Origin of the sequence: Stenotrophomonas sp. PE591 (assembly GCF_018320795.1) — a bacterium.
Lineage (GTDB): Bacteria > Pseudomonadota > Gammaproteobacteria > Xanthomonadales > Xanthomonadaceae > Stenotrophomonas > Stenotrophomonas maltophilia.
Window position 1 is genome coordinate 259,283 of record NZ_JAAOKO010000002.1, and the last position, 12,948, is coordinate 272,230.

Here is a 12,948-nt window from a genome sequence, read left to right on the forward strand (position 1 = left end):
CACCCGGTGGCACCGGTCACGCGCCGCCGTCGATCACATACCCGTCGCGTCCATTCGCTTTGGCCTGGTACAGCGCGGTGTCGGCCCCTTCGACGAAATGATGCGGTTGCAGCTCGCCTTCCGGTACCCGGGTAAACACGCCGATGGTGAGCGTCACCCGATCGTCGCTGCCGTCACCGTGTACCGGCAATGCACGTACGCAGTCGATCAGGTCCTGGATGACAAGCCGCGCGCCCTCGGCCGGGGTATCGGGCAATACCAGCGCGAATTCATCGCCACCGTAACGCGCGGCCATGTCGCGCGGACGCCGCGCATGCGCGCCGATCAACCGGGCGACGTCCCGCAGCACGCGGTCGCCGACCTGGTGGCCATGGCGGTCGTTGTGGCGCTTGAAGTGGTCGACATCGATCAGCGCCAGGCTCAGTGGCTTGCCGTTGCGTCGTGCGGCGTCGCATTCCTGCTGCAACGCCTGTTCGAAACGCAGGCGATTGCCAAGGCCGGTCAGTGCGTCGCGGTTGGCCTGCCGGTGCCAGGCCGAAATCCGCCAGATCGCCCAGGCCAGCAGTACCAGCAGGACGCCCAGCAGGGCGGTGGCTGGCGCCCACCAGAGGTTGCTGGTGCGCAACAGCAACCAGCTCAGCAGAGGAGCAAGCGGCAGCGAACACAGCGCCGCCAGCCACGGCAGGCGCAGGCCGAGCAGGATCACGCACAGCGCCACCAGCACCGCGCTGATGGTGTGCTGCCAGAAGCGGGGCAGCACCTCGATCTGCTTGTGCTGCAGCAGCATCGAGGCGATGTTGGCCTGGTACTCGCTGCCGCTCATCCAGAACTCGCGGGTGGTCGGGGTCAGCAGGCGCGGTGCGATGCCGCTGGCGGTCATGCCGACGATGATGCGGCGGCCATGCAGCATCGCCATGTCCACGTGGCCATCGAGTACGTCTGCGTAGGAAACCTGCGGCAACTGCTCGGGAGGTCCGGCATAGCGCACCCGCACGTAGTCGTTGCGCCGCCATTGATAAGGCGAGCCCACCTCGGGATCAGGGTCGGGCAGCCCGCGCACCGCGCCCGCAGGCAGGCCGGTCAGGGCCAGCCCGAGCGCCGGCCAATGCGCCTTGCCGATGCCCGCATGCAGGTAGATGCCGCGGGCGACGCCGTCGCTGTCCACCTCAACGTCGGTGTGGCCGATGGCGGCGGCACTGGCCGCGATCTGCGGAACCGGCAGCATTTCCTCGGCCATGCGATCACCGGCTGCCGGTGCGGCCAGCACCGGCAGCACCACCCGGCCATTGCGACGGATGGCCGCGGCCAGCGCCTCATCCTGGCGGCTGTCGCGGCGGTCCGGTTCGGACAGCATCAGATCCAGCGCGACCCGTTCGGCACCGGCATCGGTCAGGCGATCCAGCAACCGGGCGTGGACCGAGCGCGGCCACGGCCATTGGCCGATGCGTTGCAGGCTGCCTTCGTCGATGGCCACGATCAGCACGCTCGGGTCGGGTCGATAGTCCCAGTTGCCGACCATCGCGTCGTAGGTGGCCTCGTCCTGCCGCCACAGCCATTGGCCCTGGCTGGCGACGAGGGTCAGTATCCCGGCCAGCATGGCCAGCAGGATCCGCTTCGACCACGGCAGCGGCGAACGCCTCACAACAGCAGCCACAGCAGCAGGGCACCGCCGCCGGTGCCATAGCAGAGGCGACACGGCAGGGCGATCTTCTGGGCAGGCGAGAACTCGCCGGCATGGCCGTCATCGTCGATGTACTGCACGCGCACATGCAGGGTGCCGCGCCAGGGACGCTTGAAGCTGACCTGCGGTTCGGCCACGGTTTCGTCGACCAAGGGTGCCTTGAAGTCGCCGCGGCGGTCGACCTGCACGCGATAGCGCTGGCCTTCGCTGCCGGCCTGCCAACGCAGGGTCAGTTCACCGTGCGCGGCCTCGGGCGGTTGCAGCGCAGGATCGACCGGCTCGTTGCTCAGCTGCAGTGGCAGGGCCTGGCCATAGCGCCCCTGGTGCCCATCGGCACTGCGGGAGGCGATCCGCCAGAAGTAGTGACCCGGCGGCAATGGCTGCGCCAGGCGCAGGTCGGTGCCGGTGCTGGTCTGTTCCTGCAGTGGCTGTACGAAGGTGGAATCAGCCGCGATCTGCAGCACGCTGCTGCGCGCACCGGGGGCCTGGCTCCAGCGGAAACGCGGGCGGTCGCTGTTGATTGTCTGTCCATGCAGCGGGGCCAGGGTCAGCGGCGGTGGAGGCTGGTCGCTGAGTTCGAAGTCGGCACTGGCGTCGATGCCTTCCACACCCTGCGCATCGACCGCGCGCAGCAGGATGCGCAGCTGGCCCGGCGGCAGATCGCCGATGGCCAGGCGGGTATCGGGGGTGGTGGCAGCGAACAGCAGGATCTCCGGCGTGGCTGCCTCCACCACTTCAACGCGGTAATGCGCGGCGCCGGCGACCGGAGTCCATGCCAGCAGCGTCGGCAACGGGGCCAGGCGCAGTTCATCGTTGCGCAGCTGCGGTGCCGGCAGCAGTACGGAGACTGCGTCCGGAGCGGCGTCTGCGCTGGCGCTGCGGGTGGCCTGTCCGGGCTGGACCATGCGCTGGCCATGGGCGTTGCCGACCTGCACCTTGCCCTGCAGGACCTCGGTGGCCGCGACATCACGACCGTCGCCGGCACTGACCCGGAAGACGGTGCCGCGCACGCTGCTGGTGGCGGTGGGCGCATCGATGATGTAGCGCGATGCCGGGCCGCGCGCGGGCGTCACCCGATTGCTGGCGCGGCCCTGCTGCAGGCGCAGGCGGGTGTCGACCATGCCGGTGTGGCCATAGCGGCTGAGCTGGTCCAGGCGCAGGCGCGAGTACTCACGCAGCTGCAGGCGCGACGCATCGGCAAATTCCAGCGTGACGCTAGATTCGCCCTCGGTCTGTACGGTGTCTCCGATATGCAGCTGCTCGCCGGCCTGGATGGCGCGGCTGGCGCTGCCGTCTCCACTGGACAGTTCGACTTTGCCGCGGACCGAGAGCACCCGCGCCGGTGCCGGTTCGATGCGCAGCCAGCTGATGGGGAAACGCAGCAGCTGGCCGGGCGGCAGCCGGTAGGGATTGTCGATTCGGTTGTGCTGCTGGAGCTGTTGCCAGCGCACCGAGGGTTTCAGATACACGCCACCCAGATCCCACAGGGTGTCGCCGGGGCGGACCCGGTAGTTCCAGTCCTGCGCGGCGGCGATGGCCGGCAGCAGAAGCAGGGCACAGAGCAGGGCGCCCTGGAAGCGCATGGCAAACAACAGCGAGCGGACGAAGGTCACAGTTTTGCAATCCCGGCAATGCGGGGGTGCAGCTGCAAGACCCCATGGCCCCGACCTCATCCCCCCGAACGGATCGTGGCGGCCGTACGGCCGCCATCGTGCGCATTATTGCCCGCGTCCAGTGCAGGGATTCTGAACGAACCCGGCTTCCGTTCAGAACAGCAGGGAAGCCATCCTGCGGCGGTACTGGCCGACCAGGTCCTCGTCCGAGATCACATTGAAGGCATCGATCAGCGCTTTGCGCGGCAGGCCTTCCTCGAAACTCCGGTCGATCCGCAGCATTTCCAGGAACTGCGCCAGCGCGGCTTCGTCATGGCCGCCGAGCAGCAGCTGCACGCCGCGCAGGTGGCGGGCCTTGAGGTCATTGCCGTTGGCGGCGATGCGCGCGTCCAGCACCTCGGCGGCCGGGGCGTCCTTCAGGGCGGCGGCAAAGGACAGCCGGGCGCGGGCGCGCACGGCGCGGTCGTCGGTGGCCAGGTTGGCGGGCAGGCCGTCGATCAGCGTACCGGCTTCGTCCACGCCGCCGATCTGCAGCAGGGCCAGGGCCAGGTCGAGCTTCAGCTCGTCCTTGTCCGGCTCGGCGGCGATCTGCGCACGCAGTACATCCACCTGTGCCTGCGGATCCAACGGCGCTTCGTCGTCGTCGGCAGTGTCCCCGACGTCGGCCGGCACGATGCCGTGCTGGGCCAGGAACTCACGCAGCTGGCCTTCCGGGATGGCGCCGGGGAAGCCGTCCACCAGCTGGCCGCCCTTGACCAGGAACACGGTCGGCACCGAGCGGATCTGGAAGGCGGCGGCGATCTGCTGTTCCTTGTCGACATCGACCTTGGCCAGCTCGAAGGCGCCGTTGTATTCGGCGGCCAGCTTTTCCAGCATCGGCCCCAGGGTCTTGCAGGGGCCGCACCACGTGGCCCAGAAGTCGACCAGCACCGGCGTCTGCAGCGACTTCTGCAGGACTTCGGCCTCGAAGGTCGCAGTGGTGGCGTCGAATACGTAGGTCGTCTCGGTCATGGGGGAGGCATCGATTGGCGTCTGGAGACCGATTCTATGGTGACGATCGATGCCAGTCTCAACCCGGACTGCGGCAAATGCCCGACAATGCGTCGTTCCCGCCGCTGTTGCTCCTGGAGCCCGCATGACCTGCCCGTCTTCCCTGTTGCGTCTGTCCGGCCCCGCCGCCGCACTGCTGTTCGTGCTGGCGGTGCTGGGCTTCGGCGCCGGCCTGGATGGCTATGCACAGGCCAGTCACCCGGTGGCCCTGCTGGGCGCACACGGCGTGCCGCACGCGTTGGCCTTCAATCTGCTGGGCTTCGTACTGCCGGGCCTGTTGGCGGTCGTAGTGGCCGAGTGCCTGCGCCGACAGCTGCCGGCCAGTGCTCGCTGGGCGCCGCGGGTGGGCAGCCAGATGCTGTTGCTGGGCGGACTGGCCTTCACCGCGATGGGCTTGATGCCGCTGGATGTGGACGATCTGCACGGGCCGGCCAGCCAGCTGCACGCCAGTGCCTGGATGATCTGGGTGCTGGGCTTCGTCGCCGGCACCCTGTTGCTGGGCATCTCCCAGCTGCGCCAGACGCACGGCCGCGCCCTGGGCGGGGTGGCGCTCGCCTGTGGCGTGCTGGCGGCGCTGGCTGCCTTTGCGCTGCAGGGCGTGCTGCCGGCGCCGCTGGCACAACGGCTTGCATTCGCCTGCTGGGCGGTCTGGCTGGCGCTGGCCCTGCCTCTGTCGCGACCGCGCTGAGACCGGCTCCGGGCGCTGGCGGCGCCGGCTGTCGGCGGGCAGGATTGGAGACGTTTGCCGCACTGCGGTACGCTGTACCGCTTTGCCGCCGCATCCGCGTGTTCCATGACCAGCGCTGAAACCAACGCCTACGACCCGCAGCAGGTTGAATCCGCCGCCCAGAAGTACTGGGACGCCACCCGTGCCTTCGAAGTCGACGAGACTTCGGACAAGCCGAAGTACTACTGCCTGTCGATGCTTCCGTACCCGTCCGGTGCGCTGCACATGGGCCACGTGCGCAATTACACCATCGGCGACGTGATCAGCCGCTACAAGCGCATGACCGGCCACAACGTGCTGCAGCCGATGGGCTGGGACGCGTTCGGCCTGCCTGCGGAGAACGCGGCAATCAAGAACAAGACCGCACCGGCGGCCTGGACCTACAAGAACATCGAGCACATGCGTGGCCAGTTCAAGGCCATGGGCTATGCGGTGGACTGGTCGCGCGAATTCGCCACCTGCCGCCCGGACTACTATGTCCACGAACAGCGCATGTTCACGCGCCTGATGCGCAAGGGCCTGGCCTACCGCCGCAATGCGGTGGTGAACTGGGATCCGGTCGACCAGACCGTGCTGGCCAACGAGCAGGTCATCGATGGCCGTGGTTGGCGTTCCGGTGCGCTGGTCGAGAAGCGCGAGATCCCGCAGTGGTTCCTGCGCATCACCGATTACGCCCAGGAACTGCTGGACGGCCTGGATGAACTGGACGGCTGGCCGGATTCGGTCAAGACCATGCAGCGCAACTGGATCGGCCGCTCCGAGGGCCTGGAAATCCAGTTCGACGTGCGTGATGTCGACGGCACTGCGCTGGATCCGCTGCGCGTGTTCACCACCCGTCCGGATACCGTGATGGGCGTGACCTTCGTGTCGATCGCCGCCGAACATCCGCTGGCCCTGCATGCGGCGAAGAACAACCCGGAACTGGCTGCGCTGCTGTCGGAAATGAAGCAGGGTGGCGTGTCCGAGGCCGAGCTGGAAACCCAGGAAAAGCGCGGCATGGACACCGGTCTGCGTGCCATCCATCCGGTCACCGGCGAAAAGGTGCCGGTGTGGGTCGCCAACTTCGTGCTGATGGGCTACGGCACCGGTGCGGTGATGGCCGTCCCGGGCCACGACCAGCGCGACAATGAAGTGGCAAACAAGTACGGCCTGCCGATCGTGCAGGTCATCGCCCTGAAGGATCCGCGCAACGACGACGAGCGCACCTGGGATGGTGCCCGCTGGCAGGACTGGTACAGCGACAAGAACCGTGCCTTCGAGCTGGTCAACTCGGCCGAATTCGATGGGCTGGATTTCCAGGGCGCCTTCGAAGCCCTGGCCGAACGCTTCGAGCGCAAGGCCCAGGGCCAGCGCCGCGTCAACTATCGCCTGCGCGACTGGGGCGTGAGCCGCCAGCGCTACTGGGGTTGCCCGATTCCGGTGATCTACTGCGACAAGTGCGGTGCGGTGCCGGTGCCGGAAGAGCAGCTGCCGGTGGTGCTGCCGGAGGACGTGGCGTTCTCGGGGACTGGTTCGCCGATCAAGACCGATCCGGAATGGCGCAAGACCACCTGCCCGGAATGCGGCGGCGCGGCCGAGCGCGAGACCGACACCTTCGACACCTTCATGGAGTCGAGCTGGTACTACGCCCGCTACACCTCGCCGGGTGCCCGAGATGCGGTCGACAAGCGCGGCAATTACTGGTTGCCGGTCGACCAGTACATCGGCGGCATCGAGCACGCGATCCTGCACCTGATGTATTTCCGCTTCTACCACAAGCTGCTGCGCGACGCGCGGATGGTGGACAGCAACGAACCGGCACGCAACCTGCTGTGCCAGGGCATGGTGATCGCCGAGACCTACTACCGCCCGAACCCGGACGGCTCGAAGGACTGGATCAATCCGGCCGATGTGGAAGTGCAGCGCGACGAGCGCGGCCGCATCACTGGCGCCACGCTGATCGCCGACGGCCAGCCGGTGGTGGTCGGTGGCACTGAAAAGATGTCCAAGTCGAAGAACAACGGCGTGGACCCGCAGGCGATGGTCGACAAGTACGGTGCCGACACCGTGCGCCTGTTCTCGATGTTCGCCGCCCCGCCGGAACAGTCGCTGGAGTGGAACGAAGCCGGCGTGGACGGCATGGCGCGCTTCCTGCGCCGCCTGTGGGCCCAGGTGCACAAGCACGCCGCCGACGGTGCCGCCCCGGCGCTGGACGTGGCCGCGCTGGACGCCAACCAGAAGGCACTGCGTCGCAAGACCCACGAGACCATCGGCAAGGTCGGTGACGACTATGGCCGTCGCCACAGCTTCAACACCGCCATCGCGGCGGTGATGGAGCTGATGAACGCGCTGGCCAAGTTCGAGGACGGCAGCGAGCAGGGCCGTGCGGTGCGCCAGGAAGCGCTGCAGGCCATCGTGCTGCTGCTGAACCCGATCACCCCGCATGCCAGCCACGCCCTGTGGCAGGTGCTGGGCCATGGCGAGACGCTGCTGGAAGACCAGCCGTTCCCGCAGGCCGACGCCGGTGCGCTGGTGCGCGACGCGCTGACCCTGGCCGTGCAGGTCAACGGCAAGCTGCGTGGCACCATCGAGGTGGCCGCCGATGCTGCACGCGAGCAGGTCGAAGCACTGGCTCTGGCCGAGCCGAATGCGGCCAAGTTCATGGAAGGCCTGACCGTGCGCAAGATCATCATCGTGCCGGGCAAGATCGTGAACATCGTCGCTGCCTGATGCATCCTGGGCCGGTCACCCACGCGGTGGCCGGTACCTTCCCGGTGCGGGGCCATGCACTTGATGGCCCTGCATTCACGCGGCTTCGGGCAGGCTGTGTGTTGCCGTGATCGCCCGGCTCCGCCAGACTGTCTCCATGACCCGAATCCTGCTTGCCCTCGTTCTTGTCCTCGGCCTTGCCGGCTGCGGTTTCCATCTGCGCAACAAGCTGATGCTGCCGACCGACACGGCGCCGGTGAAGGTGGTCTCCACCGCGCCTTACAGCGAACTGGTCAAGCTGCTCAATCGCAGCCTGCTGGCTTCCGGTGCCAAGCTGGCCGACGAGGACAGCAAGGGGCCCAGTACCCAGCTCCAGGTGCTCTCCGAACGCTGGGGCGACCTGCCGATCGCCATCGACTCGCAGGGCCGTGCGCAGGAGTACAGCCTGCGCTATGCGGTGATCTTCATCTTCCGTCGCGAGGATGGCAGCGAGCTGGTGCCGCAGCAGGTGATCGAACTGTCGCGCGACTACGTGTCGCCGCCGACCGACGCCACCGGTACCACCACCGAACGCGAAATCCTGGCCGATGAGCTGCGACGGGAAATGTCCGCGTCGATCATCCGCCGCATCGACAGCGTGGTGCGCGCCGAGATCGAGAAGGGCGGCAGCCTGACGGCGCCGAAGGCCAAGCCGATCGAAGGGGCGGAGCCGGTCGAGCCGGTTCCCGCAGCCAAGCACTGAGTCGCGACGATGGAACTGCGTCCGGAGCAGCTGGCCAGCCAGGGCGCTGACACCCCGCTGGCGCCGGTCTACCTGATTGCCGGCCCGGAAACCCTGCGCGTGCTTGAGGCGGCCGACGCCATCCGTGCACGCGCGCGCGCCGCCGGCATCGCCGAGCGGGAAGTGTTCGACGCCGATGGGCGTGATTTCGACTGGAACCAGCTCGACGCCAGCTTCAACGCGCCCAGCCTGTTCAGTGCCCGCCGCCTGGTCGAGGTGCGCCTGCCCAGCGGCAAGCCGGGCAAGGACGGGGCCGAGGTGATCAGCCAGTTCTGCGCCAACCCGGCGCCGGACGTGGTGCTGATGATTACCGCCAGCGAATGGAGCAAGGCCCACCAGGGCAAGTGGGCCGAGGCAGTCAATCGCATCGGCGTGCTGTCGGTGGCGTGGGCGATCAAGCCGCACGAACTGCCGGACTGGATCGAGCGCCGCCTGCGTGGCAAGGGCCTGCGTGCCGATCCGGCCGCCGTGCAGCGCCTGGCCGAGCGGGTCGAGGGCAACCTGCTGGCCGCTGCGCAGGAAATCGACAAGCTGGCGTTGCTGGCCGACGGCCAGCCGCTGGACGTGGAACGGATGGAATCGCTGGTGGCCGACGCCGCCCGCTATGACGTTTTCCGGCTGCTGGAAGCCACGTTCTCCGGCCAGCCGCCGGCGGTGCTGCGCATGCTGGCGGGCCTGCGTGGCGAAGGCGAGGCGGTGGCCGCACTGATGCCAATGGTGATCCGCGAGCTGCTGGCTGGTGCCGGCCTGGCCCGGGTACAGGCGCGTGGCGGCAATCTGGCCGCCGAAATGAAATCGCGCGGCATCTGGGAATCGCGGCAAGCGCCCTACAAGCGTGCGCTGCAGCGGCACCCCGAGGGCAAGCGCTGGGAGCGTTTCGTGGCCGAGGCCGGACTGGTCGACCGCATCGCCAAGGGGCGCGCCGACGGTGATGCCTGGCTGGCGCTGGAGCGCCTGCTGGTGGCCGTGGCCGAACCGCGTGCCGTGCGCCTGCTGGCGCGGGCCTGAGTGATGAGCCTGCGGATCTATTACGGGGGCACCTTCGATCCGGTGCACCTCGGGCACCTCGCCATCGCGCGTGCTGCCCGTGACGAACTGCAGGTCGCTGTACGCATGCTGCCGGCGGCTGATCCGCCGCATCGCGCGGTGCCGGGCGCAACCGCTGATCAGCGCTTCACCATGCTCTCGCTGGCCATCGGCGATGAGCCTGGCCTGCTGCTGGACCATCGTGAACTGGACCGCGCCATACGCTTTCCCGGCCGCCCGTCCTATACCGTCGACACCCTGCGCGAACTGCGCGGCGAGTTGGGCCCCAGCCGGCCATTGGCCTGGCTGGTCGGGGCCGACAGCCTGCTGGGCCTGACCCGCTGGCATGAATGGGAGGCACTGTTCGGGCTGGCCCATTTCGTGGTGGCCGAGCGCCCGGGCAGTCCCCTTCAGGCCTCGGTGGATGGCGAACTTGGCCGCGCCCTGGAAGGGCGCTGGGCCGACAACGAGCAGGCCCTGTTCGCCAGTCCGGCCGGGCGCATCCTGCGCCTGCATCATCCGCTGCGCGAGGAATCGGCCAGTGCCGTGCGTGCGCAGATCGCCGCCGGCGGCCCCTGGCGGGCGTTGCTGCCGCCGGCCGTGGCCGACTATGTGGCCGCCCATGGCCTGTACCGCTCCCCTACGCCGTGAATGCCGCCGCCCCGGCTTGCCCGTATAATCGCCCCCACGTTTATCGAGTCGATCCACTTTGAGCAACCAGACCCAGCCCCAGACCATCAAGGTCGATCTGCCCAGCCCGCCGCCGTCCGTGCCGGAACTGCTGGCCAGCGTCCGCCAAGCCACCGAAGACCTGAAGGCCAAGGACCTGGTCGAGATCGATGTGCGCGGCCGGTCCAGCGTTGCCGACTACATGATCGTCGTTTCGGGCACCTCGACCCGCCACGTCAAGTCGATCGCCGATGAAGTCGTGCGCTTTGCCAAGAATCTCGACGTGATGCCGCTGGGTGTTGAAGGCGAGCGCGAAGCCGAGTGGGTGCTGGTCGACCTGGGCGACGTGATCGTGCATGTGATGCTGCCGCGCGTGCGTGAGTTCTATGCCCTGGAGCGCCTGTGGACCGTTGGCGACCAGCCGCCGTCCAGCGACGACGAAGTGGCCTGAGCCGCACGTTGATGCATCCCTTCGACGGCGCCGATGGCGCCGTCGACGTTTTGGAGGACCGTTGATGAAAGCCCGCCTGATTGCTACCGGCGAACGCGCACCCAGCTGGGTGGCGCAGGGCTTCGCCGAGTACCAGAAGCGGCTGTCGCACTGGCTGCCGTTCGATCTGGTGGAAATCGAGCCCGGCCTGCGCGGCAAGGGCCGCGATGCGCGCCGCGCCACCGAAGACGAAGGCAGGCGCGTGATCGCCGCACTGCCGAAGAATGCCTATGTGGTGGCGCTGGATGTGCCGGGCCGCCAGCTCAGTTCCGAACAGCTGGCGCAGCGGCTGGAGCATTGGCGTGGGCAGGGCAGGGACCTTGCCTTCCTGATCGGTGGCCCGGAAGGGCATTCGCCCGAAGTTTCCGCGCTGGCCGACGAAAAGTGGTCGATTGGACCATTGACGCTGCCGCACATGCTGGTGCGCCTGGTGGTGGCCGAGCAGTTGTACCGGGCCGCCGCAATGATCGCGAATCACCCCTACCATCGCGCGTGAAGAGTGGTTATACTAGTCGTCTGCCCGAATAGCTCAGCCGGTTAGAGCACTTGACTGTTAATCAGGGGGTCGTTGGTTCGAGTCCAACTTCGGGCGCCACTTTGAAGAGACCTGCATCGCAAGATGCAGGTCTTTTTTTTGCGTTGTTGTAGAGCCGAGCCCGCACTCGACTCTACAGTGCCAGCTCACCTCTGGAGAACCCCACCAGCGTAGCGATGGCCACCACCAGAATGGCGCCGAACAACACCCATTCCCAACGCGTGAATACCTGCTCACCGCGTTGCAGCCGGGTCAGTGCGAACACCACCACGCCGGGCACATACAGCAGTACCGACAGCAGCAGGTTGTCGAGGCCTCCTGCATACACCAGCCACAACGCGTAGGCACTGGCCAGCAGCGCCACAGCGAAGTCACGCCAGCGCACGCCCGGTTCACCCGCATAGGCGTCCCCGCGCCACGCCAGCTGCACGCCGAACGCGGTGGACAGGAAGTAGGGCACCAGGCTCATCGAGGCCGCCAGCAGCACCAGGCCCGTGTAGCCGCCGGAGTTGACCAGCACCAGCAGCAGGAACAGCTGGATCAAGCCATTGCTCAGCCACAGCGCGTTGGCGGGCACGCCGCGCGCATTCTCGCGTCCCAGGAAGGCCGGCATGGTGCCGTCGCCTGCAGCGGCGTACAGCACTTCGGCACACAGCAGCACCCAGGCCAGCAGCGCGCCGAGTACCGAAATGATCGAGCCGACGATGATCACCGTCGCGCCCCACTCGCCAACGATGGCGCGCAGCACATAAGCCATCGATGGATTGGGCAACCCCGCCAGTTCGGCCTGCGACAGCACGCCCATCGACAGCAGGCTGACCAGCACCAGCAGCAGCCAGACGCCGAGGAAGCCGATCACCGTGGCGCGGCCGACATCGGCGCGACGGGCCGCACGCCGCGAGTAGATGCTGGCACCTTCGATGCCGATGAATACCCACACGGTCACCAGCATCATGCCGCGCAGCTGCTGGCCGAGATCGCCGAGTGCGGGCGCGCCCAGGAAATCGGCGCGGAACACATCCATGCGGAAGGCACCGGCGGCCAGGATCAGGAACAACGTGATAGGCAGCAGCTTGGCCACCGTTACCAGGCCGTTGACGATGGCGGCGGTGCGCAGGCCGCGCAGCACCAGCAGGTGCACGGTCCAGAGAAGTAGCGACGAAGCGGCCACGGCGGCCGGGGTATTGCCTTCACCGAAGACCGGCATGAAGTGGCCGAGGCCACTGAAGATCAGCACGAAGAAGCTGGCGTTGCCGAGCACCGAGGCAACCCAGTAGCCCCACGCGGCGGAGAAGCCGATGTAGTTGCCGAAGCCTTCGCGCGCGTATGCGTAGATGCCGGTATCGAGATCCGGCCGGCGGTTGGCCAGCGCCTGGAACACGAAGGCCAGCATCAGCATGCCGGCGCCGCTGACCGCCCAGCCGAGCAGCGCCGCCGCCGGACCGGCGCTGCGCGCCACGTTCTGCGGTAATGAAAAGATGCCGGCACCGACCATCGAACCGACCACCAGTGCGGTCAACGCGGGCAGCCCGAGGCGTTGTGATGTCGCGGCCATGATGTCCCCTGCGGCGCTGATGCCGCTGACCCACGGTAGCGGTGTGCCCGTGAACATGCACGCAAGGGGCCGCAACGACGAAGGCCCGGGCAGATGCCCGGGCCTTCGAAGGTGGTGCGTTGAAGGGTGTCGC

11 protein-coding genes and 1 tRNA gene are annotated in these 12,948 nt (G+C 67.8%); 8 read left to right on the forward strand and 4 right to left on the reverse strand.

All coding sequences use genetic code 11. From position 1 onward, the window contains the following. Positions 1-16: 16 nt before the first annotated feature. The 3 genes from JLDANKMP_RS06360 to trxA all read right to left on the reverse strand — a co-directional run bounded on the left by JLDANKMP_RS06360 (position 17) and on the right by trxA (position 4,305). Entirely contained in the window at positions 17-1,642 is a 1,626-nt protein-coding gene (locus JLDANKMP_RS06360; protein ID WP_100438797.1) for a CHASE2 domain-containing protein, read from the reverse strand. Beyond that, complete coding sequence (locus tag JLDANKMP_RS06365) at positions 1,639-3,294, reverse strand: FecR domain-containing protein (protein ID WP_111189440.1); 1,656 nt, start codon at positions 3,292-3,294, stop codon at positions 1,639-1,641. Before JLDANKMP_RS06365 ends, JLDANKMP_RS06360 begins: the two co-directional genes overlap by 4 nt. Positions 3,295-3,447: 153 nt before the next feature. Next, the gene (gene trxA / locus JLDANKMP_RS06370; RefSeq protein WP_212560751.1) at positions 3,448-4,305 is read right to left on the reverse strand and encodes a thioredoxin; all 858 of its coding nucleotides are present in this window, start codon (positions 4,303-4,305) and stop codon (positions 3,448-3,450) included. Positions 4,306-4,429: 124 nt separating this feature from the next. Here trxA and JLDANKMP_RS06375 point away from each other — a divergent pair, with 124 nt between their 5' ends. From JLDANKMP_RS06375 to JLDANKMP_RS06410, 8 genes are all read left to right on the forward strand, one after another. Further along, a complete protein-coding gene (locus tag JLDANKMP_RS06375; RefSeq protein ID WP_212560752.1) occupies positions 4,430-5,032 on the forward strand; it encodes a DUF998 domain-containing protein in 603 nt (200 codons plus the stop codon). A 105-nt stretch (positions 5,033-5,137) separates the two neighbouring features. Further along, the gene (gene leuS, locus JLDANKMP_RS06380) at positions 5,138-7,780 is read left to right on the forward strand and encodes a leucine--tRNA ligase (protein WP_212560753.1); all 2,643 of its coding nucleotides are present in this window, start codon (positions 5,138-5,140) and stop codon (positions 7,778-7,780) included. 136 nt (positions 7,781-7,916) lie between these two features. After that, positions 7,917-8,501: an LPS assembly lipoprotein LptE gene (lptE, locus tag JLDANKMP_RS06385; RefSeq protein WP_049459674.1), complete on the forward strand. Its 585-nt coding sequence runs from the start codon at positions 7,917-7,919 to the stop codon at positions 8,499-8,501. Between the two features lie 9 nt (positions 8,502-8,510). Further along, on the forward strand, positions 8,511-9,548 hold the full coding sequence (gene holA, locus JLDANKMP_RS06390; protein WP_012480930.1) for a DNA polymerase III subunit delta: 1,038 nt from the start codon (positions 8,511-8,513) through the stop codon (positions 9,546-9,548). Continuing rightward, complete coding sequence (nadD, locus tag JLDANKMP_RS06395) at positions 9,549-10,217, forward strand: nicotinate-nucleotide adenylyltransferase (protein WP_005410537.1); 669 nt, start codon at positions 9,549-9,551, stop codon at positions 10,215-10,217. Between the two features lie 58 nt (positions 10,218-10,275). Next, positions 10,276-10,686 carry a ribosome silencing factor gene (rsfS, locus tag JLDANKMP_RS06400; RefSeq protein ID WP_005410536.1) on the forward strand — a complete coding sequence of 137 codons (411 nt, stop codon included), beginning with the start codon at positions 10,276-10,278 and terminating at the stop codon, positions 10,684-10,686. 64 nt (positions 10,687-10,750) lie between these two features. Further along, a complete protein-coding gene (gene rlmH / locus JLDANKMP_RS06405; protein WP_005414126.1) occupies positions 10,751-11,221 on the forward strand; it encodes a 23S rRNA (pseudouridine(1915)-N(3))-methyltransferase RlmH in 471 nt (156 codons plus the stop codon). 22 nt (positions 11,222-11,243) lie between these two features. Then, a tRNA-Asn gene (locus tag JLDANKMP_RS06410) sits at positions 11,244-11,320 on the forward strand. Between the two features lie 73 nt (positions 11,321-11,393). Here the strand turns inward: JLDANKMP_RS06410 and JLDANKMP_RS06415 are convergent. Beyond that, the gene (locus JLDANKMP_RS06415; RefSeq protein WP_212560754.1) at positions 11,394-12,815 is read right to left on the reverse strand and encodes a basic amino acid/polyamine antiporter; all 1,422 of its coding nucleotides are present in this window, start codon (positions 12,813-12,815) and stop codon (positions 11,394-11,396) included. Positions 12,816-12,948 lie beyond the last annotated feature (133 nt).

Bases quoted from the DNA above. Each gene is read 5' to 3' on its own strand.
- trxA (WP_212560751.1), bottom strand. From the start codon at position 4,305: ATGACCGAGACGACCTACGTATTCGACGCCACCACTGCGACCTTCGAG.
- lptE (WP_049459674.1), top strand. From the start codon at position 7,917: ATGACCCGAATCCTGCTTGCCCTCGTTCTTGTCCTCGGCCTTGCCGGC.
- rlmH (WP_005414126.1), top strand. From the start codon at position 10,751: ATGAAAGCCCGCCTGATTGCTACCGGCGAACGCGCACCCAGCTGGGTG.
- JLDANKMP_RS06415 (WP_212560754.1), bottom strand. From the start codon at position 12,815: ATGGCCGCGACATCACAACGCCTCGGGCTGCCCGCGTTGACCGCACTG.
- leuS (WP_212560753.1), top strand. From the start codon at position 5,138: ATGACCAGCGCTGAAACCAACGCCTACGACCCGCAGCAGGTTGAATCC.
- holA (WP_012480930.1), top strand. From the start codon at position 8,511: ATGGAACTGCGTCCGGAGCAGCTGGCCAGCCAGGGCGCTGACACCCCG.
- JLDANKMP_RS06375 (WP_212560752.1), top strand. From the start codon at position 4,430: ATGACCTGCCCGTCTTCCCTGTTGCGTCTGTCCGGCCCCGCCGCCGCA.